This window comes from Melioribacteraceae bacterium 4301-Me (assembly GCA_041538185.1).
Lineage (GTDB): Bacteria > Bacteroidota > Ignavibacteria > Ignavibacteriales > Melioribacteraceae > Pyranulibacter > Pyranulibacter aquaticus.
This window is the reverse complement of record JBGORM010000003.1, coordinates 264,392-286,263: the sequence shown is the minus strand read 5'-3', so window position 1 is coordinate 286,263 and position 21,872 is coordinate 264,392. Positions and strand designations below refer to the sequence as shown.

Below are 21,872 nucleotides of genomic sequence, written 5' to 3'. Positions count from 1 at the left end.
GATTAGTTTGTGATTTTAACAGAGTTTCCGCCTTTTTCTTGAGCTTTTTTCAAAGCTAACTCTGCATCGTAAAGAATTTGATGAACATCTGTTTTTCCAGAAGTTGAACTAATTCCAATAGAAACTGTGAAGGTGGTCTGTTTAGAAACAACTGCAATTGGTTTACGCGCTATTTTAATTCGAAGTTTTTCTGCCCATACAAAAACATCTTTAGGAGAAGAATTAAAAAAGTATACTCCAAAAACTCTTTCTTTCAGGCGTCCGAAAATATTTAATGGTGTCATCTCATCTTTAATCATTTGGGATATTGCTTTTAAAACCTTTGGGAAGGGGTTTCCTTCAAAGAGCGAATCTTGTTCTAAAAATTCATCTATACTAATTAAAGCAACTGCACCTGGAATTTTAAGTTCGCTTGCTTTTACGAGGTCTACAGTTAGTCGTTCAACAAAAGAATCGTAGTTCAATGCCTTCGTTTCAATATCTACCGAGAGTAAATTTTTAAGCAAATTAATAGTAGAATAAGAGTATAAAATAAAAGCAAACATTTTCATTGAATTCTTTACAAAATTTACATCTTCGTTTGAATATGCATTTTTCTTAAGACTTTCAAAGCACAATACGCCGTAATTTTTATCATCATAAACCATTGGTATAGCTAAAAATGAACCATCGAAGCTAACTTCTTCCGTTTGAGAGAAGCGGGGATAATCGGAATTTGAAGTATCATCTATTTTTACAGGTATTCCGCTTAAAATTGCCTTACCTACTAGTGTTCTCCCCAAATCAATTTCAAGATTTTCGCCTATGTATTTAAGTGAAGTCCGATTAACAATTTTTGTTGTTTTAAACTTTTGTTCATCAGCGTAATAATAAACAAAAGTAAATGCATCCCATGGAATTAGGCCAGAAACAGAACTTTCTAACGTAGTAAAAAGTTCGGATTCGGTTTCAAATTTTTTATCATAACTAAGAACGCTTAGCAGAGCTTTTAATCTTTGTTCTGCAAGAGTTTCACTAAATTTCTCTTCAAACATCGAAATTATTATTGAAATAATCCTTACTACTCTGCCTAAAGAAAAAACCGATTCAATTCCAAAAGCGTCATTCACTTTTGAGTCTAATGCTAAAATACCTGCAAGAGACTTCCCATAAAATAAAGGAACCCCCACAAAACTTTTTATTCCTTGGGGTGCAGTGTAATATCGTATAACATCAATTTCTGCTGTCGGTGAAATATCTGTTAAAAGTTCAGGCTCTTCTTTTTGAATTATTTTACCTAATATGTCGTCTTCCAAATCAAATTTCTTTCTTGCAATATGCGATGAACTAGATACAAACCTTTCTAAAGTAAGTCGTTTTTTTACTTTATTGTACCAGAAAAAAACAGCACTATGAGCCATAAAAGCATCTTTAACCACATTTAATATCTTTTCCAGCACGAACCCAAACTGTTCATCTTGGTTAACATCATGGGGAAATTCCTCATGAACAATTTTATCAAAGTGTTCTTTAAAGTTTTGTGGTTTAAAGACATCTTTCTTATTACTTGTTGCAGTTCGGCTAAAATTATCCTGCGTTAAAATTTCAACTGTTTTATTAGGTGAAATAATTTGAAATTCTTCTCCCTCATCAGTTTCGTAATCAGTTGCATGTGTTGTTGAATCTTTTGGTGGTTTAGATATTGAAGAGGTACTCTCAATGGGAATCGTTGTTTCGGCTTTTACAGAATCTCTTAAAAAAATTATAAAGGCAACATAAATTACAAGAATGACAGACGAGATTATGCGAAGCATTAAATCATCTGTTAAAAAAGGAATTGCAATCAGCACTGGAATGAAAATAAATATTAAAAGTCTTTTCTTGTATTTATCGGTCATTACAAACCACACTAAATAGAAAAAAATTAAAGCAGGATTAAATACAGTGCCAATAATACTAAACTTTTGTTAAATATTCATTACAAGAAGAGTGCTTTTAGACGACTAATAATTTCTTTCTTCCCGTATTTTGTAACTGATGAATAAGCGAACAGATTTTCTTTAAAAATAAGTTCAGGGAAATATTTCCTAATAACACTCATTGATTTTTCAATTTCTGATTGAGATAACTTATCAATCTTATTTAGCACAACAAGGTAAGGAATATCAAAATTTTTTAAATATGAATTTAGAATCAAATCATTCTGTAATGGGGCATGCCTGCTATCAATTAAATGTATTGCAATTCTTTGATTTCTTTTTAATGAAAAGAATTGCTGCAGTAAATTTTTCCAATGTATTTTTTCTTTTTTTGAAACTTTAGCGTAGCCAAAACCAGGTAAATCTACAATATAAAATTTATTGTTCACAATATAATAATTAATACTGCGGGTTTTACCTGGAGTTGAACTTGTCATGGCAATTTTTGTAGAGAACAAAGAATTTATAAAGGAAGACTTTCCTACATTTGACCTGCCACAAAGAATTGCTTCTGGAAGTATTTTAGTGGGTAGTTCTGAAAGGTTATAAACAGATTTTAAAAAATTTATTTCAAGCATAAAATAAAAAAGAGCAGCTGAAATCAGACTGCTCTTCAAACTAAAATTTAATTAGCAATTGTCAATCTTTCTTTTTTTTACTGCCTTTTTTAGCAGTTGAATTTTTGGTGCTACCTTTTTCAGTATTAACAGAAGAAGCTTGACTTGATTCTTGAACAGTTTCTTCAACTACATTAGCTTCTTCAATTAACTCTTCTTTTTTATTTTCCACTTTAGTATCGTCTTTCTTTTCTTGTTTATTTTGTTCAGCTTTTTCAGTTTTTTCTGTTTGACGATTTTTTGCTTTTTCAAGGTTAATCTCGCCATAGTCAACTAGTTCAAGAAAAGCAAGTTCTGCTGCATCACCTTTACGTCTGCCCAATTTAACAATTCGGGTGTAACCACCAGGTCTATTGCCAATCTTTGTAACAATATCACTAAACAGTTCCTTTACTATACTTTTATCTTTAATTTGCGAAGCCACATATCTTCTTGAGTGCACAGAATCATTCTTAGCTTTTGTTATAAGTGGTTCTACAAAAGTTCTAGCTTCTTTTGCTTTTGCAAGTGTAGTTTTAATTCTTTTATGACGAAGCAGTGAAGTTGCTATAGCTCTTAATGTGGCAAGACGGTGGCTATGCGTTCTTTTAAGCTTTCTTCCTTTTACTTTATGTCTCATTTAATTTTCTCCAGGAATAAACTATTTGTTTTCAGGAACATCTTTTAAATACTTATCTACGTCCATGCCGAACTCTAATCCATAATTTTCAACAATTTCGATTAGTTCAGCAAGGGATTTTCTTCCAAAGTTTCTAAATTTAAGCATTTCATTTTCATCTCTTCTTACAAGGTCACCTAAAGTTTTTATGTTAGCAGCTTTTAAGCAATTATGTGACCTCACACTTAATTCTAAATCGTCTACACTTGTCATTAAAATTTTTCTAATACGTTCAGTCTCTGCATCTTCCTTACTTTCGACTTTAACTTCCTCTTGTTCGGTATCGAAGTTAATAAAATAATTAATGTGGTCTTTCAATATTTTTGCAGCATTAGAAACTGCTTCTTCAGGAGTTATAGAGCCATCAGTTTTAACTTCGAGAGTTAATTTTTCGTAGTCGTTTCTTTCACCAATTCTAACGTTTTCAACATCGTATTTTACGCTTACAATAGGAGTAAAGATAGAATCAATTGGGATAAGTCCTATAGTTTGATCTTGTATTTTCTGTTCACTGGCTGGTACATATCCTTTACCCATACCAAAACGTAGTTCCATATTTATCTTTGCGTTGTTATTGAGTTTAGCTATGTGCTGCTCTGGGTTTAAAATTTCGATATCGGGACAAGCATTTTGCAACATCTGTGCAGTAAAATCGGCAGGTCCAGATACAGAAATTTCCATTGCAGTAGTTTTTTTATTAATTAATCTCATTCTTATTTTTTTAAGATTAAGAATAAGCTCTGTCATATCCTCAACTACGCCAGGTATAGTAGAGAACTCATGCAAAACTCCTTCAATCTTAACAGCAGTAATTGCAGCGCCAGTCAATGAAGATAGTAAAACTCTGCGCATTGCATTGCCCAAAGTAACACCAAATCCACGTTCTAAAGGTTGAAGAAAAAATTTGCCGTAGTTTTTAGAAATAGATGATTCGTCTAAAACTACACCTTCTGGCATTTTTATAAACGGATTGTTCATGTAGAATCCTCTTTATTAATTAGATATTACTTAGAATACAATTCAACGATTAACTGCTCATTAGCATTAAGCGGAATATCCTCTCTTTCAGGAACATTAAGAAAAGTACCGGAAAGAGTTGCTTTATCTATAGAGAGCCAGTTGTACATATTATCTTTTGTTCTTCTCAACGAGTTGTGAATTACATCCAACTTCTTACTCTTCTCACAAACAGAAACGACATCGCCTGGGGCTAAAGAATAAGAAGGAATGTCTACAATACGTCCGTTTACAGTAAAATGTCTATGAAGAACAAGCTGTCTGGCAGCTTTACGCGATGGTGCAAAACCTAATCGGTAGACAGTATTATCAAGTCTTCGTTCAAGTAATTTAACTAAGTTCGCACCAGTGACACCCTTTTGTCTGTTTGCTTTTTCAAAATAATTACGAAATTGCGTTTCTACTAATCCATAAATTCTTTTAACTTTTTGTTTTTCTCTCAACTGAACGCCATACTCTGAAAATTTAGAGCGGCGGCTTACTCCATGCTGTCCTGGAGGATAATTTCTTTTTTCAATAGGGCACTTTTCAGAAAAGCATTTACTTCCTTTTAAGAACAACTTTTGTCTTTCTCTTCTGCATAATTTGCAACTAGAACCAATATATCTTGCCATCTAATTTTCTCCTTTAAACTCTTCTCTTTTTTGGTGGTCTGCAACCATTGTGAGGTATTGGTGTATTGTCTTTAATTGATAAAATCTGAAGACCGGCAGTGCTTAATGCTCTAATAGCTGCTTCTCTACCAGCACCTGGTCCTTTAATATAGACATCTACTTTTCTCACACCAAGATCGTAAGCCTCTTTAGCAGCAGCTTCAGCAGTTGTTTGAGCTGCATATGGTGTGTTTTTCCTTGAACCTTTGAAGCCATTTTTGCCAGCTGACGACCATGAAATTGTGTTACCATAAATATCAGTAATAGTAACAATAACATTATTAAAAGATGCTTTAATATGTGCAACTCCAACTGAGTCCACATGAACTTTCTTTTTAGTTTTTTTAACTACTTTAGCCAAATTTGTTCTCCTATAAAAAATTATTACTTCTTAGCTGGGGTTTTCTTCTTTCCAGCAACAGTTTTTCTTTTACCTTTTCTTGTACGTGCATTTGTTCTAGTTCTTTGACCTCTCACAGGCAATCCTCTTCTATGCCTAATGCCACGATAACAACCAATATCCATTAATCTTTTTATATTTTGCTGAATCTCACTTCTTAGAGCACCTTCAACTTTGTATTCAGCTGTCATAATCGACCGAATACGGGCAATTTCCTCTTCAGTAAGGTCTTGAACTTTTTTATCCGGGTTTACATCAGCTTTTGCTAAAATATCATAAGCTGTCTTTTGACCTATTCCAAAAATGTAAGTAAGGCCAATGAATGCTTTTTTTTGTTTAGGTAAATCGATACCAGCTATTCGAGCCAAATTAATAACCTCCTGCTTAGGTTTTAACCTTGTCTTTGTTTATGTTTAGGATTTTTGCAAATAACCCTTACCACTCCTTTGCGTTTGATTATTTTGCAATGTTCACAAATTTTTTTTACAGATGATCTGACTTTCATTTTCACTCCACTATTTATATCTATATGTAATTCTGCCTTTATTTAAATCGTATGGTGACAATTCAATTGCTACTCTATCGCCTACTAATATTTTAATAAAGTGCATTCTCATCTTACCCGAAATGTGGGCTAAAATTTCATGCCCATTATCCAATTTAACTTTAAAATGGGCATTTGGTAAAGTTTCTACTACTACTCCATCAACCTTAATAGCACCTTGCTTTGCCATATATTAAATTTTGGTTAAAATTTCCGGTTTATTATCAACTATAGCAATTGTATGTTCAAAATGTGCTGATGGCGAACCATCACTTGTATAAACTGTCCACCCATCACTGGCAACTTTTACTTTGTACGAGCCGGCATTTACCATTGGCTCAATTGCTAAAGTCATACCATTTTTTATTATTGTACCGCTACCTTTTTTACCAAAATTTGGAATTTGTGGGTCTTCGTGCAAATACTTCCCTACACCATGACCACAAAGTTCTCTTACCACTGAGAAGCCATTTTTTTCCACGTAATTTTGTATAGCATAAGAAATATCACCAAGTCTATTATTAACCACAGCTTGTTCAATACCTAAGTAAAGAGCTTCTTCAGTTACTCTCATTAGTTCTTTTTTTTCATTCGAAATGTTCCCAATGGCAACAGTTAAAGCAGCGTCACCGAAATAACCATTTTTTTCTACGCCCACATCAATCGAGAGAATCTCACCTTCTTGCAAAATTCTGTCGCTAGGAATTCCATGAACAACTTCATCATCAATTGAAGAACAAATTGAAGCCGGAAAATTAAACGACCCAGCTTGTGAATAACCTTTAAAAGCAGCCCTTGCGTTGTTACTTAAAATATAATCTTCTGCTATTTTATCTAACTCAATTGTTTTTACCCCCGGTTTAGCATATCTTTTAAGCAACTGCAAGGTTTCAGCTACAATAACGCAACTTTCTTTTATTTTATCTATTTCTTTTCTAGTTTTAATTAAAATCACATCAACACGCTTTAAAATCTTCTACCTCTAAGTTTCCCACCTTTCATAAAGCCATCATAATGACGCATCAATAAATGAGATTCAATTTGTTGTAAAGTATCCAGTGCAACACCTACAATAATTAACAGGCTTGTTCCTCCAAAAAAAGAAGCAAAACTGCCTGATACTCCGAAACGAGAAACAAACGCAGGTAAAATTGCCACTATTGCCAAGAAGATTGAACCCGGCAAAGTTATTTTAGTTAAGATATTATCTATAAACTCACTGGTTTGTTTACCTGGTCTAATTCCAGGGATAAAACCGCCTTGTTTTTTCATTGTTTCAGCTACCTCTTGCGGGTTAAAAGCTATAGCAGTATAAAAATAAGTAAAGAAAACAATCATCACTGCATATATTGCCGAATAAGTAAATGACCTGTAAGTAAAATAACCTGCAATTGAAGCTGCAAAATCGCTATTAGGGAAGAACGATAGTACAGTACTTGGCAAAAACATTATTGCTTGAGCAAATATAATTGGCATTACTCCAGCAGTATTAACTCGTAATGGGATGTACTGAGTTACTCCGCCATAAACTTTTCTACCTACAACACGTTTAGCATATTGGACTGGTATTCTTCGCGTACCTTGCGTTACTAAAACAACACCGGCAATAACAAGTACCATAAAAGAAAGAATAACTACTTCAATTACGAGATTCCTTTGTCCAGCTGATAAAAGTCTATATTCATCCAGCACCGCAAAAGGAAATCTATTTATAATTCCAATAAAAATTATTAATGAAATACCGTTGCCGATTCCCTTATCAGTTATCTGCTCACCCATCCACATCATAAATATTGTACCAGCCACAAGAAAAATAATTGTAGAAATTGACCAACCAATTCCTCTAACTGCCTCTGGTACAACAGGCATATTGTTATAGTTTAGACTTAGAAGATGAATAGTTACTCCCCATGCTTGCATAGCAGATATTATCACTGTTCCGTATCTAGTCCATTGAGTTATTTTCTTTCTGCCTTCTTCACCTTCTCTTTGTAGTTTTTGTATATAAGGAATAACAGCACCAGCGAGCTGCAAAATTATAGATGCACTTATATATGGCATAATACCAAGTGCAAAAACTGCAGCATTTGAGAATGCACCACCTACAAATAAATCATATAACCCAAATAAATTATTAGAGGAGGTATTCGACATAGCCTCTGAAAGTAAGTGAGTATCGATGCCAGGCAGTGTAATATGTGCACCGACTCTCACAATAAGTAATAAGGCTAAGGTATAAATTATCCTTTGTCTAAGTTCATGAATTTTAAAAATATTTCTAAATGTGTCCTGAAATTTGCTCATTAATCTTTAATCTCTTTTATGGTTCCACCTAAGGATTCAATTTTTTGTTTTGCTGAAGCACTAAAAGCATGAGCTTCAACATTAATTTTTGTTTTAAGTTCACCGTTCCCTAAAATTTTATATGGTGCTGCAGCCTTAGAAATAACTTTATTTTTATATAGAACAGTCGGATTAATATTACCATCTTCAACTTTCTTTGTATCAATTAATTTTTGCAATTTATTTAAGTTAACCACTTGATAAGAAATGCGAAAAGGATTTCTAAAACCACGTTTCGGCACTCTTCTTTGCAAAGGCATTTGTCCACCTTCAAACCAAATTTTATACTTAGCACCGGATCGTGACCTTTGACCATTCATACCTCTTGTAGCAGTTCCACCGTGACCCGAGCCTTCCCCGCGTCCGATTCTTTTAATTTTCTTTTTAGAGCCAGCAGCATATTTTAGATTACTTAAGATATCCATTTAATTACCCTTAATTCTCATTAATTTCTTCTACTTTTAAAAGATGAGATACTTTTCTAATCATTCCGCGTATTTGCGGTGTATCGTTCTTAATTACAAAATAATTTGGTCTACCCAATCCCAAAGCTTCAATTGTAAGCTTTTGTCTCTTAGGTCTATCAATAATACTTCTTATTTGTGTAATTTTGAGCTTCTTCGCCATGTAAATCCCCAAATTACATATTAAAAAGTTCGTTAACTTTCATTCCTCTCTTATATGCCATTGTTCGAGCATCAATAATTGAAAGTAATCCATTTAATGTAGCTTTTACCTGATTATGAGGATTACTTGATCCTAATGACTTAGTCAAAACATCTTGTACACCTGCTGCTTCAAGTACAGCGCGAACGCCGCCGCCTGCTATTAACCCCGTACCAGGTGATGCAGGTTTAAGTAGAACCTTACCAGCGCCAAATTTACCAATTACTTCATGTGGTATAGTTCCTTTAATAACAGGAACTCTATAAACATTTTTCTTTGCGTCATCAATCCCTTTTGAAATTGCGTCAGTTACTTCATTAGCCTTTCCAAGTCCAATACCAACATGGCCATTGCCATCACCAACCACAACAATAGCATTAAAACTAAACCTTCTACCGCCTTTAACAACCTTGGCAACTCTGTTTATGTGTACAATTTTTTCTTTAAGATTTTCCAGACCTGTTATTCTTTGATTTTTCAAGCTAACCTCTTCTAATTACATTTTTTAATTTACACCAACTTTTTAAGCTGCCGGGGGAGGATTCGAACCTCCACATACGGCTCCAAAGGCCGCTGTCCTGCCTTTAGACGACCCGGCAAGAACTTTTACAAGGAGGTTCAAAATTGCAGCCCTCCTTCTCTTGCACCTTCAGCTACCGCTTTAACTCTGCCGTGATAAGCATAGCCACTTCTGTCAAAAACAACTGTTTTTATTCCTTTTTCAGCGGCCTTTTGAGCAAGAAGTTTACCAACCAATTTACCTTTTTGAACTTTACCCTTTATTGTTTTTATCTCGCCAGAAATTTCTTTAGACAGGGAAGATGCTGCAGCCAATGTAATACCCTTTGTATCATCTATTAATTGAGCATAGATGTTATTTAAACTTCTAAAAACACTTAAGCGAGGACGTTCAGCTGTGCCAAAAACTTTTTTACGTACTCGAATTTTCTTTCTTTCTCTTATTTTATTGTCCTTAATAAACATTTTTATTAACTCTCCTAAATATTACTTTCCGGCGGTTTTGCCTGCTTTTCGAATTAATATTTCATCCGTATATTTTATACCTTTACCTTTGTAAGGTTCTGGTTTTCTAAATGACCTTATTTTGGCAGCAACCATACCTACTAATTCTTTATCATAACCTGAAATTTTAAGCTGAGTAGGCTGAGGTACTTCTATTTTAATACCCTCTGGCGGTACAAAAAAAATAGGATGGGAGTACCCCAGACTAAATAAAATACCGTTCCCTTTTGCTTCTGCTTTATAGCCAACACCAACAATTTCTAAACTTTTAGAATAGCCCTGAGTTACACCTGTTACCATATTTTGAATTATTGCTCTCGTCATCCCGTGTAAAGATTTATTTATTTTTGTATCATCAGGACGTTTTACAACCAGTTCATTATTATTAATTTCTATTTTCATATTAGGGTGCAACTTAGCAGAAAGCTCGCCTAACTTACCTTTTACATGCAAGATGTTTTTTTCAAGCTTTACTTGCACGTCCTTAATTTTAACTGGTTTTTTACCAATTCTTGACACTTTTTCTTACCTCAATTTTATTATTACCAAATATGGCAAATCACTTCGCCACCAACATTTTCTTTACGTGCTTGTTTATCGGTTAATAGCCCTTTAGGAGTTGAGATAACTGCTATACCGAGTCCGTTAAGCACTCTTGGAAGTTTATCTTTGCTTGAATATTGTTTTAAGCCCGGCTTACTTATTTTTTTTAATCCAGAAATCGAAGAAATTCCATTTACGTATTTTAAATGAATTCTTAGAATATTTTGTTTGTTATCTTCGATAATATTATAGTCCCTAATAAAATTATTTGCCCTCAAAATTTCAGCTAATCCAACTTTCATTTTAGATGAGGGAACATCCACATATCTTTTCTTTGCTTTAACAGCATTCTTAATTCTTGTTAAAAAATCTGCTATCGGATCATTAATATTCATTTAGATTCTCCTACATTTACCAACTTGATTTTTTTACACCAGGGATTTCGCCTTTCAACGCCATTTCCCTAAAGACCAATCTCGATACACCAAATTTCCTGTAAAAACCTCTTGGCCTGCCCGTAATTAAACATCTATTATGAATTCTTACAGGCGATGCATTACGAGGAATTTTTTGCAATCCTTCATAATCACCTTTTTCTTTTAGCTCTTTTCTCAATCGAGCATATTTTTCTACTAATTTTCTTCTTTTATTTTCTCTTGCTATTAAACTTTTTCTTGCCATTTTATATCCTTAATTAATTTCTTTTCTGCGAAAAGGTACACCGAAAGCACTAAGTAACTCATATGCTTCTTTATCAGATTTGGCAGTAGTAACAAATGTAATATCCATACCCAAGATTTTTGATACTTTATCAACGTTTATCTCTGGAAAAATAATTTGTTCTTTAATACCAATTGTATAATTTCCTCTGCCGTCAAAAGACTTATCAGATACACCTCTAAAATCGCGCACACGAGGCAAAGCAATAGTTATAAATCTATCTAAAAATTCATACATGCGAGCTTTGCGTAAAGTTACCTTTGCACCTATTTTCATTCCTTCGCGTAACTTAAAATTAGATATTGATTTTTTTGCAGTTCTAATAGATGGTTTTTGACCTGTTATTGTTTCTAGGTCCTTAACTGCTTCTTCAAGTATTTTAGGGTCCTGCACTGCAGCACCTACTCCCATATTAATAACAATTTTTTCCAAACGAGGTACTTGCATTACATTTTTATAAGAAAACTGTTCTTTAAGCTTAGGAACAATTTCCTTTTTAAATTTTTCATAAAGACGCGGCACAGGTGCTTGTTCAGCAGTTGCTGTCTTTTCTACATTAGTTTCTTTTTTGGATTTAGTTTGTTTTTCTTTTGCCATTTCCTTTAGTTATCCTCAATTCTTAAATTAGGATTAAAAATATTATAACATTTCTCCGCTAACTTTGCTTATTCTAACTCTTTTCTTTTTACCTGTTTTATCATCAATAATCACTTTAGAACCTATCCGAGTAGGTTCGTTAGTTTTAGGGTCTATAATCATCACATTAGAAACATGAATAGGCGCCTCTTTTTCTATAATTCCTCCCTGAGGATTTTTTTGATTAGGTTTTGTATGTCTTTTTCGAATATTAACGCCTTCTACTATAATTCTGTTTTTATCAGGGAAAACTTTTAATACTTTGCCAGTTTTGCCCACATAATTACCAGCAATAACAATAACATTATCATTTTTTCTAATTTTCATTTAATCTACCTCTTATAATACTTCTGGTGCTAAAGAAATTATTTTCATAAACTTTTTATCCCTCAACTCCCTTGCGACTGGGCCAAAAATACGAGTTCCTCTAGGCTCATTTTGAGCATTAAGTAATACAGCAGCATTTTCATCAAATCTAATATAAGAGCCATCATCTCTTCTCACTTCTTTTTTAGTTCTTACAATTACAGCTCTAGAAACTTCACCTTTCTTAACCCCTCCGCCTGGCAAAGCCGATTTGACTGAAACAACAATTAAGTCGCCAACGCTTGCGTAGCGTCTGTTACTACCGCCGAGCACTCTAATACATTTCACTCTTTTTGCACCAGAGTTATCGGCAACCACCAAATTTGTTTCTTCTTGTATCATAACCCAAATAATCTCCCAAAACTTTATTTCGCTTTTTCAATAATTTCAACTAACCGCCATTTTTTTCTTTTGCTTAATGGACGGGTTTCCATAATCTTTACAGTATCTCCAATTCCAGCCTGATTAGATTCGTCATGAGCCATTAACTTCGTAGTTTTTTTAAAGTATTTCTTGTAAAGTGGGTGAGAAACTTGTCTCTCAATTGCAACAACAATGCTCTTATTCATTTTGTTGCTAATTACTTTTCCTACTCTAACTTTTCTCGCGTTTCTTGCAGTCTGCATAGGTAAAAAAATACTCCTTATTTATTTTCTTTTTTCTCTTTTTGAGAAAGATTTTCTTCAATTTGTCGCTGTTTAAGTACAGTTTTCAAACGAGCTATATCTTTTTTAACTAATCTTAGTTTAGCAGTATTAGTTAAGTTTTTTAATTCATGCTGGAATCTTAAATCAGTAAGATTGATTTCTTCTTCGAGAATGCGTTTTTTAATTTCTTCGGTTGACATCTCTCTTATTTCATACATTTTCATAGTATAAGCCTCAAATCTTTTATTGTTCGTAATCTGTTCTAGCAACAATTTTAGTCTTAATAGGCAGTTTATGTGAAGCTATTGTTAATGCTTCATAAGCAGTGGTTTTGTCAATTCCGCCTACTTCAAACATTATTCTGCCGGGTTTAACAACAGCAACCCAAAATTCTGGCGCTCCCTTTCCTTTACCCATTCTTGTTTCTAATGGTTTTTTAGTTACAGGTTTATCTGGAAAAATTCTAATCCAAACTTTTCCATCTCTTTTCATCTTTCTTGAAAGAGCGACGCGGCATGCTTCAATTTGTCTACTTGTAATCCAAGCTGCTTGCAATGCTTTTAAACCAAAATCGCCAAAGTTAACTAAGTGTCCCCTAGTAGCTTTCCCGCTTCTTCTGCCTCTATGTGCTTTTCTATATTTAACTCTTTTTGGCATTAACATGTTATGATATCTCCTAAACTTTAATAAAATTCATATTAATCAGATAATCGCTTGCCAAGAATTTCACCTCTGCAAATCCAAACTTTAACACCAATTGAACCATAAATAGTTTGAGCAGTAGCTTTAGCATAATCAATATCAGCTCTCAATGTATGCAAAGGAATTCTACCTTCTTTGTATTGTTCAGTACGAGCCATTTCAGCACCACCTAATCTACCAGAACACATAATTCTAATACCTTCAGCACCCATTCTCATAGCTGATGTTATTGCTGATTTCATGGCTCTTCTAAATGAAATTCTCCCTTCAATTTGTCGAGCTATGTTTTCTGCGACCAAGTATGCATCGAGTTCTGGTCTCTTTATCTCTGATATTTGTATTTTTATTTCTTTATCAGTAATGGTTTTTAATTCTTGTTCTATTTGAGCAATCTCTTTACCGCTCTTGCCTATCACAACTCCTGGTCGTGAAGTATGAATTGTAATTATAATATTTTTAGAGGTCCTATCAATTATGATAGTAGATACTCCAGCATTTTGTAAACGTTTCCTAATGTAATCTCTTAACTTTTTATCTTCCAAGAGCTTAGCCGAGTAACTTTTGCTTTCGTACCAGTTAGAATCCCAACCTCTAATTATTCCAACTCTTAGACCAATTGGATGTGTTTTCTGACCCAAAAATTCCTCCTAAAATTAACTTTTTGTTGCTACTACAATTGTAACATGATTTGATCTTTTTCTTATTCTGTAGGCTCTACCCATTGGAGCAGGTGAAATTCTTTTTAAGGTAGGACCTACATTCACGTAAGCTTCTTTAATAAATAATTCTGAAATATCATGTTTGTTGCTTTCATCTTTGTTCATCAAATTTGAAACTGCAGAGCGTAATACTTTTTCAGCGTTTTTTGAAGCATGTTTTGGAGAAAAGTGTAAAATTTCAATAGCTTCTGATACTGATTTACCACGTATTAAATCAATTAACAATCTCATCTTTCGTGGGGAAGAACCAATATACTTATGTGTAGCTTTAGCTTCCATTAAAAACTCACCTCAATTTTGTAGTACAATTTTATCCTGCAACCTTAGCTGCTTTTTCTGCTTTTGTTCCAGGATGACCTCTAAAGATTCTTGTAGGTGCAAATTCTCCTAATTTGTGACCAACCATGTTCTCAGTAATATAAACAGGAATCATTTTGTTTCCATTATGAACAGCAATAGTATGACCTACAAACTCCGGTGTAATTGTGCTTGCCCGAGACCATGTTTTAATTATCTTTTTTTGGTTGGTTTGATTCAGTTTTCGAATTTTTTCCAACAATTTAATACTAACAAAAGGTCCTTTTTTAACTGAACGAGGCATTTTTCACCTTATTTCCTTCTCTTAATAATATATTTATTAGAAAGTTTATTTTTCTTACGTGTTTTAAGTCCCTTAGCTTTTTGACCCCAGGGGGAAACTGGATGACCTCCGCCAGATGTTTTTCCTTCTCCACCACCCATTGGATGATCTACTGGGTTCATTGAAACACCTCTATTGTGTGGTCTAATTCCTAACCATCTGCTTCTGCCAGCTTTTCCAAGACTTATATTTTCGTGGTCAATGTTGCCAACAACTCCATAAGTAGCCAAGCAGTTCACATCTACCATCCTAATTTCTCCAGAAGGCAGTTTTAACTGTGCAAATTTTCCTTCTCTAGCAGTTAATTGTAAAGAAGTACCGGCTGCCCTTCCTAATTGACCACCTTTGCCGGGTTTTAGTTCAACATTATGCACAAAACTACCTAAAGGAATTTCTTTTAGAGGCAATGCATTTCCAATTTTAATTTCGGAACCAGGACCCGATTGCACTTGATCACCAACTTTCAAACCATCGGGTGCTATAATATATCTCTTCTCGCCGTCCGTATAATGAAGCAAAGCTATTCTTGCAGAACGATTCGGGTCATATTCAATCGAAAAAACTTTTGCAGCAATTCCGAATTTGTCTCTTTTAAAATCTATTATTCTGTATTTTCTTTTATGACCACCGCCTCTATGCCTAGATGTTACTCTACCTAAATTATTTCTACCACCAGATTTTTTAAGAGGACTTAAAAGTGACTTTTCTGGAGTAGTTTTAGTAATCTCCTCAAATGTAGAGTAGCTCATAAATCTAGTGCCAGGTGTAACAGGTTTTAATTTTCTAATGCCCATTTAATTTACGCTCCAGTTTGAAATAACTATACTTGACTAAAAATATCTATTTTTTGGCCAGCCTTTAATGTAACTATTGCTTTTTTAAATCGCGGCGTCTTACCAGTAAAGCGGCCTTTTCTTGTAAACTGTGTTTTTGATTTACCCTTGTATCTTATCGTATTTACAGAAACCACATCAACATTAAACTTTTGTTTAATTGCCTGAGCTATAGCAATTTTGTTAGCATTGTACGAAACTACAAACCCATATTTAGTTTCATCTTTAGCAGTTATGTTCGACATTTTTTCTGTAATTAAAGGTTTTATTAGTATATTATGCATAGTTTATACCGACCTAATTAAAAGTACTTTCTAATAATTGCAATGCGCTTTTTTGCACCAGTAAAATTTGATTATTTACAATATCATAAGCAGAGGCTTTATTAGCTTCTAAAATATTAACCCTTTCTATATTTCTGCCGGATTTAAAAATGTTTTCTCTTTTTCCGTTAGTTAATAATAAAGTTTTTTTACCAGTTAGCTTTAAGTTGTTCAAAAGTTCTACAAACCTTTTTGTCTTTGGCTCCTCGTAATCAAAATCTTCTACAATCATTATTTGATTTGCCTTAGCCTTATAGGAAAGTGCTGATTTTCTCGCTAATGAAATTACTTTTTTATTTAAGTATTGCCTATAATCTCTTGGTTTAGGACCGAATATTGAACCTCCGCCTATCCAAAGAGGGGAACGTATAGTACCAGCTCTTGCCCCGCCTCTACCCTTTTGACGCCATGGCTTTTTACCTCCTCCTCTAACCTCACTTCGTTCTTTCGCTTTATGGGTACCCTGTCTTTGATTAGCTAAATACGCCTTAACTGCCAAGTACAATACATGGTCGTTCGGTTCTATTTCAAAAATTTCTTTAGGAAGTTCTACTTGTTCTTCAGATTTAGTACCATCAATTTTGTAAACATCTAGTTTCATTTTAGACACACAGAATTATTTATTTATTTCGACTATTGAATTTACTGCACCTGGTACAGCACCTTTAACAAAAATTATGTTCTTTTCTGGTATAACTTTTACAACTTTCAAGTTTCTTACTGTAACTTTTTCATTGCCCATTCTTCCAGCCATTCTTTGTCCCTTAAATACTCTGGAAGGATAAGAGCTAGCACCAATGGAACCCGGTGCCCTAACCCTATCACTTTGACCGTGAGTTGTCATTCCGATTCCGCCAAAGCCATGCCTTTTTACAACTCCTTGAAATCCTTTGCCCTTACTCTTGCCTGTAACTTTAACTTTATCGCCGACTTGAAATAAATCTACTTTCAACTCATCGCCAATTTTAAATTGAGAGACATCAAAATTTCTAAATTCTTTTAGTATAGCTGGGGCTTTTAAATTGAACTTTTCAAAAACAACTTTTTGAGCCTTATTTACTTTTTTATCTTTCTTTTGTCCATAACCAATCTGTAAAGCCTGGTAACCGTCTTTTTCTTTTGTTTTAATAGCATAAACAGTACATGGGCCAGCCTCAAGAACTGTTACAGGAATAATATTACCATCATCAGAGAAAATATTAGTCATTTGGATTTTTTTTGCTAACAAGCCTGGCATAATAATTATCCTTATAGCTTTATTTCAATATCAACTCCCGCCGGTATTTCTAACTTGCTAAGAGCATCGACGGTTTTGTTATTAGAGTTATGAATATCGATTATTCTTTTATGAGCTCTAATTTCAAATTGTTCACGAGATTTTTTGTCAACATGCGGAGAACGCAAAACTGTAAACACTGTCCGTTTTGTCGGTAACGGAATAGGACCAGACACAATAGCACCTGTACTTTTAACTGTTTTAATAATTTTTTCTGTTGACTTATCAATCAAAATATGATCATAAGACTTAAGTTTAATTCTTATCTTTTGACCGGGCACTTCATTATCTCCTTTTTCATTCATAAAGAAGGGAAAGCAAAAAAACTTTCCCTTCAAAACATGTATTTCTACTTAATAATTTTGGTTACGAGACCCGCTCCTACTGTTCTACCGCCTTCACGAATAGCGAATCTCAAACCTTCTTCCATAGCAATTTCAGCAATTAGTTCTACTTTCATATTCACCTTATCACCTGGCATAACCATCTCAGTTCCTTCTGGTAAAGTAACAACACCAGTTACGTCAGTTGTTCTAAAATAAAACTGAGGTCTATAACCTTGGAAGAACGGGGTATGTCTTCCGCCTTCTTCTTTTGAAAGAATGTAAACTTCACCTTCGAAAACAGTATGTGGAGTAATAGAGCCGGTTTTTGCCAAAACCATGCCTCTTTCAATTTCTTTTTTATCAATACCTCTTAAAAGAATACCAGCATTATCTCCGGCAATTGCAGCATCTAGTTCTTTTCTAAACATTTCAATACCAGTTACAACTGTTTTCTTGTGCACTCCAAGACCAATTAATTCAATTTCTTCACCTAGTTTAACCTGTCCTCTTTCAACTCTACCTGTTGCAACAGTACCACGACCAGTAATTGAGAACACATCCTCAACTGGCATGAGGAAAGGTTTATCAATATCTCTTTGAGGAATAGGGATATATTCATCGACTGCTTTCATCAAATCCCAAATGCATTGATATCTTGGGTCATCAACAGGTGCATTAGCCATACCAGCTTCTAAAGCTTTCAGAGCTGACCCTTTAACAATTGGTATTTCGTCACCAGGAAATTCATATTGATTTAGTAAGTCTCTTAATTCAACTTCTACTAATTCTATCAACTCAGGATCATCCACCATATCTATTTTGTTTAAGAAAACAACTATTCTTGGTACACCTACTTGACGAGCTAAAAGAATATGTTCTCTTGTTTGAGGCATAGGACCGTCAGTAGCTGCAACAACTAAAATGGCTCCGTCCATCTGCGCTGCACCTGTAATCATGTTTTTAACATAATCAGCATGACCAGGGCAGTCAACGTGAGCGTAATGCCTATTTTCTGTTGAATATTCTACGTGAGCAGTTGCAATTGTAATACCTCTTTCTCTTTCTTCTGGTGCATTATCAATACTATCGAAAGTTCTAACTTGGGATAAACCCTTTTTAGCTAAAGCCATGGTGATGGCAGCAGTTAAGGTAGTCTTACCATGGTCAACGTGTCCGATAGTACCGATGTTTACGTGAGGTTTACTACGATCGAATTTTTCTTTTGCCATCGAATAACTCCTTGTACTTTTATTTTCTAATTAATTATTTGTTTAAGCTATATAGTTTCAATAGACTTTTTAAGTTGAGACTTTTCAGTAATTTCCTCTGCAACCGATTTCGGTACTTCGGAATAATGTGAAAACTGCATAGTATATATAGCGCGTCCTTGCGTCATAGATCTCAGTGTAGTAGCATAACCAAACATTTCTGCTAATGGAACGATAGCTTTAATAACTTGAGCGTCCTTTCTTGCGCTAAAACCTTCTATTTTCCCTCTTCGGGAATTTAAGTCTCCCATTACATCTCCTAAGTATTCTTCTGGAGTTGTAACCTCAACATTCATAATTGGTTCTAAGATAATCGGACCAGCTTTAAGGGCACCGTTTTTAAATGCAATTGAAGCTGCAACTTTAAAAGAAATTTCATCGGAATCAACTTCATGATATGAACCATCAAATAGCTTTGCTTTAATGTCCACCACTGGATAGCCAGCCAACACACCATTTCTCATTGCTTCTTGAATTCCATTGATAACCGGGTTAATATACTCTTTAGGAACAGCACCGCCAACAATAGCATTTTCAAATTCAAAGCCTTTGCCAGGTTCATTAGGTGAGAGTTCAATCCATACGTGACCATATTTACCTCTACCTCCACTTTGTTTAATAAATTTACCTTCAGCCCGGACAGTTTTAGTAATTGTTTCTCTATAAGCGACTTGTGGTTTCCCAACATTAGCTTCAACTTTAAATTCTCTTTTCATTCTATCAACAAGAATTTCTAAATGCAGCTCTCCCATCCCGCTAATTAATGTTTGTCCAGTTTCCTCATCAACTTTCACCTTGAAAGTCGGATCTTCATCTGAAAGTTTAGTAAGAGCGTCGGATAATTTATCTTGGTCAGCTTTAGTCTTAGGTTCAATTGCAATTTGAATAACAGGTTCAGGGAATGCCATTTTCTCTAAAACAATGGGATCATCTTCTGTACACAAAGTATCACCTGTTTTTGTATGTTTTAGTCCAACTACTGCTGCAATATCACCAGCTCTTACCTCATCCATATCTTCTCGATAATTAGCATGCATTTGCAAAACTCTGCCTACTCTTTCTTTTTTATCAGAAATTGAATTATAAACGTACGAACCAGCTTTAAGCATTCCTGTATATACTCTTATAAAAGTTAATTTACCCACATAAGGATCTGTCATAATTTTAAAAGCAAGAGCCGAAAATTTTTCATTCGGATCAATTTTTCTAGCAACGTTATCATTTTTATGAATATGATGCGCTTTAAGATCGCCTAAATCTAAAGGAGATGGTAAAAAATCAACCACGGAATCAAGTAATTTTTGCACGCCTTTATTTTTAAATGAAGAACCACAAAGAACGGGGACTATCTTTAGTTCTATAGTTGCTGTACGCAAAACCTTTTTAATTTCCTCTTCTTGAATTTCTTGTCCCTCAAGATACTTTTCAAGCAATGTATCATCAACATCAGATACTGCTTCGAGCATTAGTGTTCTATATTTATTTGCTACAGGCAACAAGTCAGGTGGAATTTCTTTATCTTCAAAAGTTGCACCAAGTGTATCTTCGTGGTAAATGCGTGCTTTCATAGACATCAAATCTATAATACCGACGAACAGGTCACCTTCGCCAATTGGTAAAGTAATGGGAATTGCATTAGCACCCAGTTTATCTTTCATCATCTGAACAGCATTGTAAAAGTCAGCGCCTATTCTATCCATTTTATTTACAAAAGCTATTCTCGGCACACCATATTTATCTGCTTGTCTCCACACAGTTTCTGATTGAGGTTCAACGCCACCGACTGCACAAAACAGAGCAATTGCGCCATCGAGCACTCTTAGCGACCTTTCAACTTCAACGGTAAAATCGACGTGTCCCGGAGTATCAATAATATTAATTTGATGTCCTTTCCAAAAGGTAGTAGTAGCAGCACTAGTTATTGTTATACCTCTTTCTTTTTCTTGTTCCATCCAATCCATAGTAGCAGCACCGTCGTGTACCTCACCAATTCGATGGACTTTGCCTGTATAATACAGTATTCTTTCAGTCGTTGTGGTTTTACCGGCATCTATATGAGCCATAATACCAATGTTACGAACCTTATCTATGTCAACTCTTTTTTGATTCATTTAACTTTTAATACCCTTTCCTTATTAATTTACCATCTAAAGTGTGCAAATGCTTTGTTTGCTTCTGCCATTCTATGAGTATCATCTTTTTTCTTAATTGCATTACCTTCACCATTTGCAGCTGCCATTAGTTCTGCTGCAAGTTTTAGAGACATTGATTTATCTTTTCTTTCTCTTGCGTAAATTTTAAGCCAGCGCAATGCTAATGCAATTCTTCTTTCTGGTCTAACTTCCATAGGCACCTGATAAGTAGCACCGCCAACTCTTCGACTTCTAACCTCTACTAATGGTTGAACATTTTGAACTGCTTTTTTAAATATCTCGATAGCAGGCTTTTTAGTTTTCTGCTCTATTAATTCAAACGATTTGTACAGTGTACGCCTAGCAACAGATTTCTTGCCATCCCACATCAAATAATTTATAAATTTAGCTACTAAGACGTCGTTATATTTGGGGTCTGGCTTTAAAAACTTTTTTTCAGGTTTTCTCTTTCTCATAATAGTAACTATTTAGCTTTTGGTTTTTTAGTACCGTACTTGGACCGGCCTTTTTTTCTATCTTCTACGCCGCTTGTATCAAGAGTACCACGTATAATATGATACCTTACACCTGGCAAATCTTTAACTCTTCCACCTCTTATCATAACGATTGAATGTTCTTGCAAGTTATGTCCTTCACCAGGAATATAAGCAGTAACTTCGATACCATTTGTTAACCTTACCCTTGCCACCTTTCTTAAGGCGGAATTAGGTTTTTTAGGGGTAGTAGTATAAACTCTCGTACAAACCCCTCTTTTTTGTGGACAAGCTTCTAAGGCTGGTGCCTTATTTTTAGATGCAACAACAGTTCGTCCCTTTCTTACCAACTGATTTATTGTTGGCAC

The 21,872-nt window shown here is 34.5% G+C and carries 36 protein-coding genes and 1 tRNA gene; all 37 read right to left on the bottom strand.

The genetic code is table 11. From position 1 onward, the window contains the following. Positions 1-2: 2 nt before the first annotated feature. The 37 genes from ABRY23_07355 to rpsL all read right to left on the bottom strand — a co-directional run bounded on the left by ABRY23_07355 (position 3) and on the right by rpsL (position 21,872). Positions 3-1,877, bottom strand: a complete 1,875-nt coding sequence (locus tag ABRY23_07355; GenBank protein MFA3782861.1) for a GAF domain-containing protein — start codon at positions 1,875-1,877, stop codon at positions 3-5. Positions 1,878-1,957: 80 nt separating this feature from the next. Further along, positions 1,958-2,536 carry a ribosome biogenesis GTP-binding protein YihA/YsxC gene (gene yihA, locus ABRY23_07350; protein ID MFA3782860.1) on the bottom strand — a complete coding sequence of 193 codons (579 nt, stop codon included), beginning with the start codon at positions 2,534-2,536 and terminating at the stop codon, positions 1,958-1,960. A gap of 61 nt (positions 2,537-2,597) precedes the next feature. Next, entirely contained in the window at positions 2,598-3,194 is a 597-nt protein-coding gene (gene rplQ, locus ABRY23_07345; GenBank protein ID MFA3782859.1) for a 50S ribosomal protein L17, read from the bottom strand. 21 nt (positions 3,195-3,215) lie between these two features. Then, complete coding sequence (locus ABRY23_07340) at positions 3,216-4,211, bottom strand: DNA-directed RNA polymerase subunit alpha (GenBank protein MFA3782858.1); 996 nt, start codon at positions 4,209-4,211, stop codon at positions 3,216-3,218. A gap of 26 nt (positions 4,212-4,237) precedes the next feature. After that, entirely contained in the window at positions 4,238-4,864 is a 627-nt protein-coding gene (rpsD, locus tag ABRY23_07335) for a 30S ribosomal protein S4 (GenBank protein ID MFA3782857.1), read from the bottom strand. A 13-nt stretch (positions 4,865-4,877) separates the two neighbouring features. After that, entirely contained in the window at positions 4,878-5,264 is a 387-nt protein-coding gene (gene rpsK, locus ABRY23_07330; protein ID MFA3782856.1) for a 30S ribosomal protein S11, read from the bottom strand. Positions 5,265-5,287: 23 nt separating this feature from the next. Then, positions 5,288-5,671, bottom strand: a complete 384-nt coding sequence (gene rpsM / locus ABRY23_07325; protein ID MFA3782855.1) for a 30S ribosomal protein S13 — start codon at positions 5,669-5,671, stop codon at positions 5,288-5,290. 23 nt (positions 5,672-5,694) lie between these two features. After that, positions 5,695-5,808 (bottom strand): 50S ribosomal protein L36, encoded by a 114-nt coding sequence (gene rpmJ / locus ABRY23_07320; GenBank protein MFA3782854.1) that lies wholly within the window; start codon positions 5,806-5,808, stop codon positions 5,695-5,697. Between the two features lie 10 nt (positions 5,809-5,818). Further along, positions 5,819-6,037: a translation initiation factor IF-1 gene (infA, locus tag ABRY23_07315; protein ID MFA3782853.1), complete on the bottom strand. Its 219-nt coding sequence runs from the start codon at positions 6,035-6,037 to the stop codon at positions 5,819-5,821. Between the two features lie 3 nt (positions 6,038-6,040). Next, positions 6,041-6,802, bottom strand: coding sequence for a type I methionyl aminopeptidase (gene map / locus ABRY23_07310; protein MFA3782852.1), 762 nt, complete (start codon positions 6,800-6,802; stop codon positions 6,041-6,043). Positions 6,803-6,813: 11 nt separating this feature from the next. Beyond that, complete coding sequence (secY, locus tag ABRY23_07305) at positions 6,814-8,151, bottom strand: preprotein translocase subunit SecY (protein ID MFA3782851.1); 1,338 nt, start codon at positions 8,149-8,151, stop codon at positions 6,814-6,816. Beyond that, positions 8,151-8,615 carry a 50S ribosomal protein L15 gene (rplO, locus tag ABRY23_07300; protein ID MFA3782850.1) on the bottom strand — a complete coding sequence of 155 codons (465 nt, stop codon included), beginning with the start codon at positions 8,613-8,615 and terminating at the stop codon, positions 8,151-8,153. The genes secY and rplO overlap by 1 nt, the downstream gene beginning before the upstream one ends. Positions 8,616-8,625: 10 nt before the next feature. Next, the gene (gene rpmD / locus ABRY23_07295) at positions 8,626-8,817 is read right to left on the bottom strand and encodes a 50S ribosomal protein L30 (protein ID MFA3782849.1); all 192 of its coding nucleotides are present in this window, start codon (positions 8,815-8,817) and stop codon (positions 8,626-8,628) included. Positions 8,818-8,830: 13 nt separating this feature from the next. Beyond that, positions 8,831-9,337 carry a 30S ribosomal protein S5 gene (gene rpsE / locus ABRY23_07290; GenBank protein MFA3782848.1) on the bottom strand — a complete coding sequence of 169 codons (507 nt, stop codon included), beginning with the start codon at positions 9,335-9,337 and terminating at the stop codon, positions 8,831-8,833. A gap of 47 nt (positions 9,338-9,384) precedes the next feature. Beyond that, positions 9,385-9,455, bottom strand: a tRNA-Gln gene (locus ABRY23_07285). A 19-nt stretch (positions 9,456-9,474) separates the two neighbouring features. Further along, positions 9,475-9,840, bottom strand: coding sequence for a 50S ribosomal protein L18 (rplR, locus tag ABRY23_07280; GenBank protein ID MFA3782847.1), 366 nt, complete (start codon positions 9,838-9,840; stop codon positions 9,475-9,477). A gap of 21 nt (positions 9,841-9,861) precedes the next feature. Further along, positions 9,862-10,398 carry a 50S ribosomal protein L6 gene (gene rplF / locus ABRY23_07275; GenBank protein ID MFA3782846.1) on the bottom strand — a complete coding sequence of 179 codons (537 nt, stop codon included), beginning with the start codon at positions 10,396-10,398 and terminating at the stop codon, positions 9,862-9,864. 23 nt (positions 10,399-10,421) lie between these two features. Continuing rightward, on the bottom strand, positions 10,422-10,817 hold the full coding sequence (gene rpsH / locus ABRY23_07270) for a 30S ribosomal protein S8 (GenBank protein ID MFA3782845.1): 396 nt from the start codon (positions 10,815-10,817) through the stop codon (positions 10,422-10,424). Positions 10,818-10,833: 16 nt separating this feature from the next. Continuing rightward, the gene (gene rpsN / locus ABRY23_07265; protein MFA3782844.1) at positions 10,834-11,103 is read right to left on the bottom strand and encodes a 30S ribosomal protein S14; all 270 of its coding nucleotides are present in this window, start codon (positions 11,101-11,103) and stop codon (positions 10,834-10,836) included. Between the two features lie 9 nt (positions 11,104-11,112). Continuing rightward, complete coding sequence (gene rplE, locus ABRY23_07260; protein ID MFA3782843.1) at positions 11,113-11,739, bottom strand: 50S ribosomal protein L5; 627 nt, start codon at positions 11,737-11,739, stop codon at positions 11,113-11,115. A gap of 42 nt (positions 11,740-11,781) precedes the next feature. After that, entirely contained in the window at positions 11,782-12,105 is a 324-nt protein-coding gene (rplX, locus tag ABRY23_07255; protein ID MFA3782842.1) for a 50S ribosomal protein L24, read from the bottom strand. Between the two features lie 12 nt (positions 12,106-12,117). Then, positions 12,118-12,486 carry a 50S ribosomal protein L14 gene (rplN, locus tag ABRY23_07250; GenBank protein MFA3782841.1) on the bottom strand — a complete coding sequence of 123 codons (369 nt, stop codon included), beginning with the start codon at positions 12,484-12,486 and terminating at the stop codon, positions 12,118-12,120. 23 nt (positions 12,487-12,509) lie between these two features. Further along, positions 12,510-12,770: a 30S ribosomal protein S17 gene (rpsQ, locus tag ABRY23_07245; GenBank protein ID MFA3782840.1), complete on the bottom strand. Its 261-nt coding sequence runs from the start codon at positions 12,768-12,770 to the stop codon at positions 12,510-12,512. A 17-nt stretch (positions 12,771-12,787) separates the two neighbouring features. Then, entirely contained in the window at positions 12,788-13,015 is a 228-nt protein-coding gene (gene rpmC, locus ABRY23_07240) for a 50S ribosomal protein L29 (GenBank protein MFA3782839.1), read from the bottom strand. A 19-nt stretch (positions 13,016-13,034) separates the two neighbouring features. After that, positions 13,035-13,454 carry a 50S ribosomal protein L16 gene (gene rplP / locus ABRY23_07235; GenBank protein ID MFA3782838.1) on the bottom strand — a complete coding sequence of 140 codons (420 nt, stop codon included), beginning with the start codon at positions 13,452-13,454 and terminating at the stop codon, positions 13,035-13,037. A 35-nt stretch (positions 13,455-13,489) separates the two neighbouring features. Further along, a complete protein-coding gene (gene rpsC / locus ABRY23_07230) occupies positions 13,490-14,131 on the bottom strand; it encodes a 30S ribosomal protein S3 (protein MFA3782837.1) in 642 nt (213 codons plus the stop codon). 15 nt (positions 14,132-14,146) lie between these two features. Further along, the gene (gene rplV / locus ABRY23_07225) at positions 14,147-14,491 is read right to left on the bottom strand and encodes a 50S ribosomal protein L22 (protein MFA3782836.1); all 345 of its coding nucleotides are present in this window, start codon (positions 14,489-14,491) and stop codon (positions 14,147-14,149) included. Between the two features lie 31 nt (positions 14,492-14,522). After that, a complete protein-coding gene (gene rpsS, locus ABRY23_07220) occupies positions 14,523-14,813 on the bottom strand; it encodes a 30S ribosomal protein S19 (GenBank protein ID MFA3782835.1) in 291 nt (96 codons plus the stop codon). A gap of 8 nt (positions 14,814-14,821) precedes the next feature. Beyond that, positions 14,822-15,646 (bottom strand): 50S ribosomal protein L2, encoded by an 825-nt coding sequence (gene rplB / locus ABRY23_07215; protein MFA3782834.1) that lies wholly within the window; start codon positions 15,644-15,646, stop codon positions 14,822-14,824. Positions 15,647-15,672: 26 nt separating this feature from the next. Continuing rightward, positions 15,673-15,969 (bottom strand): 50S ribosomal protein L23, encoded by a 297-nt coding sequence (gene rplW / locus ABRY23_07210; GenBank protein ID MFA3782833.1) that lies wholly within the window; start codon positions 15,967-15,969, stop codon positions 15,673-15,675. Between the two features lie 13 nt (positions 15,970-15,982). After that, a complete protein-coding gene (rplD, locus tag ABRY23_07205; GenBank protein ID MFA3782832.1) occupies positions 15,983-16,609 on the bottom strand; it encodes a 50S ribosomal protein L4 in 627 nt (208 codons plus the stop codon). A 15-nt stretch (positions 16,610-16,624) separates the two neighbouring features. Beyond that, the gene (rplC, locus tag ABRY23_07200) at positions 16,625-17,245 is read right to left on the bottom strand and encodes a 50S ribosomal protein L3 (GenBank protein MFA3782831.1); all 621 of its coding nucleotides are present in this window, start codon (positions 17,243-17,245) and stop codon (positions 16,625-16,627) included. An 11-nt stretch (positions 17,246-17,256) separates the two neighbouring features. After that, the gene (gene rpsJ / locus ABRY23_07195; GenBank protein MFA3782830.1) at positions 17,257-17,589 is read right to left on the bottom strand and encodes a 30S ribosomal protein S10; all 333 of its coding nucleotides are present in this window, start codon (positions 17,587-17,589) and stop codon (positions 17,257-17,259) included. A gap of 44 nt (positions 17,590-17,633) precedes the next feature. Then, the gene (tuf, locus tag ABRY23_07190; protein ID MFA3782829.1) at positions 17,634-18,839 is read right to left on the bottom strand and encodes an elongation factor Tu; all 1,206 of its coding nucleotides are present in this window, start codon (positions 18,837-18,839) and stop codon (positions 17,634-17,636) included. A gap of 47 nt (positions 18,840-18,886) precedes the next feature. Beyond that, entirely contained in the window at positions 18,887-20,989 is a 2,103-nt protein-coding gene (gene fusA / locus ABRY23_07185) for an elongation factor G (protein MFA3782828.1), read from the bottom strand. 29 nt (positions 20,990-21,018) lie between these two features. Further along, the gene (gene rpsG, locus ABRY23_07180) at positions 21,019-21,486 is read right to left on the bottom strand and encodes a 30S ribosomal protein S7 (protein ID MFA3782827.1); all 468 of its coding nucleotides are present in this window, start codon (positions 21,484-21,486) and stop codon (positions 21,019-21,021) included. 8 nt (positions 21,487-21,494) lie between these two features. Next, positions 21,495-21,872, bottom strand: coding sequence for a 30S ribosomal protein S12 (rpsL, locus tag ABRY23_07175; protein MFA3782826.1), 378 nt, complete (start codon positions 21,870-21,872; stop codon positions 21,495-21,497).

Bases quoted from the DNA above. Each gene is read 5' to 3' on its own strand.
- ABRY23_07355 (MFA3782861.1), bottom strand. From the start codon at position 1,877: ATGACCGATAAATACAAGAAAAGACTTTTAATATTTATTTTCATTCCA.
- yihA (MFA3782860.1), bottom strand. From the start codon at position 2,536: ATGCTTGAAATAAATTTTTTAAAATCTGTTTATAACCTTTCAGAACTA.
- rplQ (MFA3782859.1), bottom strand. From the start codon at position 3,194: ATGAGACATAAAGTAAAAGGAAGAAAGCTTAAAAGAACGCATAGCCAC.
- ABRY23_07340 (MFA3782858.1), bottom strand. From the start codon at position 4,211: ATGAACAATCCGTTTATAAAAATGCCAGAAGGTGTAGTTTTAGACGAA.
- rpsD (MFA3782857.1), bottom strand. From the start codon at position 4,864: ATGGCAAGATATATTGGTTCTAGTTGCAAATTATGCAGAAGAGAAAGA.
- rpmJ (MFA3782854.1), bottom strand. From the start codon at position 5,808: ATGAAAGTCAGATCATCTGTAAAAAAAATTTGTGAACATTGCAAAATA.
- infA (MFA3782853.1), bottom strand. From the start codon at position 6,037: ATGGCAAAGCAAGGTGCTATTAAGGTTGATGGAGTAGTAGTAGAAACT.
- secY (MFA3782851.1), bottom strand. From the start codon at position 8,151: ATGAGCAAATTTCAGGACACATTTAGAAATATTTTTAAAATTCATGAA.
- rplO (MFA3782850.1), bottom strand. From the start codon at position 8,615: ATGGATATCTTAAGTAATCTAAAATATGCTGCTGGCTCTAAAAAGAAA.
- rpmD (MFA3782849.1), bottom strand. From the start codon at position 8,817: ATGGCGAAGAAGCTCAAAATTACACAAATAAGAAGTATTATTGATAGA.
- rplR (MFA3782847.1), bottom strand. From the start codon at position 9,840: ATGTTTATTAAGGACAATAAAATAAGAGAAAGAAAGAAAATTCGAGTA.
- rpsH (MFA3782845.1), bottom strand. From the start codon at position 10,817: ATGAATATTAATGATCCGATAGCAGATTTTTTAACAAGAATTAAGAAT.
- rpsN (MFA3782844.1), bottom strand. From the start codon at position 11,103: ATGGCAAGAAAAAGTTTAATAGCAAGAGAAAATAAAAGAAGAAAATTA.
- rplE (MFA3782843.1), bottom strand. From the start codon at position 11,739: ATGGCAAAAGAAAAACAAACTAAATCCAAAAAAGAAACTAATGTAGAA.
- rplX (MFA3782842.1), bottom strand. From the start codon at position 12,105: ATGAAAATTAGAAAAAATGATAATGTTATTGTTATTGCTGGTAATTAT.
- rplN (MFA3782841.1), bottom strand. From the start codon at position 12,486: ATGATACAAGAAGAAACAAATTTGGTGGTTGCCGATAACTCTGGTGCA.
- rpsQ (MFA3782840.1), bottom strand. From the start codon at position 12,770: ATGCAGACTGCAAGAAACGCGAGAAAAGTTAGAGTAGGAAAAGTAATT.
- rpmC (MFA3782839.1), bottom strand. From the start codon at position 13,015: ATGAAAATGTATGAAATAAGAGAGATGTCAACCGAAGAAATTAAAAAA.
- rplP (MFA3782838.1), bottom strand. From the start codon at position 13,454: ATGTTAATGCCAAAAAGAGTTAAATATAGAAAAGCACATAGAGGCAGA.
- rplV (MFA3782836.1), bottom strand. From the start codon at position 14,491: ATGGAAGCTAAAGCTACACATAAGTATATTGGTTCTTCCCCACGAAAG.
- rpsS (MFA3782835.1), bottom strand. From the start codon at position 14,813: ATGCCTCGTTCAGTTAAAAAAGGACCTTTTGTTAGTATTAAATTGTTG.
- rplB (MFA3782834.1), bottom strand. From the start codon at position 15,646: ATGGGCATTAGAAAATTAAAACCTGTTACACCTGGCACTAGATTTATG.
- rplW (MFA3782833.1), bottom strand. From the start codon at position 15,969: ATGCATAATATACTAATAAAACCTTTAATTACAGAAAAAATGTCGAAC.
- rplD (MFA3782832.1), bottom strand. From the start codon at position 16,609: ATGAAACTAGATGTTTACAAAATTGATGGTACTAAATCTGAAGAACAA.
- rplC (MFA3782831.1), bottom strand. From the start codon at position 17,245: ATGCCAGGCTTGTTAGCAAAAAAAATCCAAATGACTAATATTTTCTCT.
- rpsJ (MFA3782830.1), bottom strand. From the start codon at position 17,589: ATGAATGAAAAAGGAGATAATGAAGTGCCCGGTCAAAAGATAAGAATT.
- tuf (MFA3782829.1), bottom strand. From the start codon at position 18,839: ATGGCAAAAGAAAAATTCGATCGTAGTAAACCTCACGTAAACATCGGT.
- fusA (MFA3782828.1), bottom strand. From the start codon at position 20,989: ATGAATCAAAAAAGAGTTGACATAGATAAGGTTCGTAACATTGGTATT.
- rpsG (MFA3782827.1), bottom strand. From the start codon at position 21,486: ATGAGAAAGAGAAAACCTGAAAAAAAGTTTTTAAAGCCAGACCCCAAA.